The sequence below is a fragment of the Anabaena sp. CCY 9910 genome (genome assembly GCF_963920875.1).
Taxonomy (GTDB): Bacteria; Cyanobacteriota; Cyanobacteriia; order Cyanobacteriales; family Nostocaceae; genus Trichormus; species Trichormus variabilis.
The window spans coordinates 1-221 of record NZ_CAWUDJ010000164.1 but is presented as its reverse complement, the minus strand read 5'-3'; the positions used below and the strand labels follow the sequence as shown (position 1 = coordinate 221).

Annotated in this window: 1 protein-coding gene; it reads right to left on the bottom strand. The window is 68.3% G+C overall.

Annotated elements, in window-relative coordinates; translation table 11 throughout:
• On the bottom strand, positions 1-221 hold a 221-nt coding region (locus tag ACM5QX_RS29695), incomplete at both ends, for a hypothetical protein (protein WP_414756783.1).

Genomic DNA, 221 nt, shown 5'->3' with positions numbered 1-221 from the left:
CGCCCTTGGTCTCGATGTGCAGTCCCGGCAGGCTGACGGTTGCGTCCTCGCCCTTGGCCTGAATGTTCACGCCCGGCGCCTGGACCGAAGCGTCGTTCGAGCCATTGTCGGCGACCCGGACGTTGGCGCGGGCGTTGGCGTTGGGGATGTCGGCCGACAGGCGGGTTTCGTAGTCGCGCAGCACCTCGGGCGCGGTTTTGCCGTCCAGACGCGCCAGATAC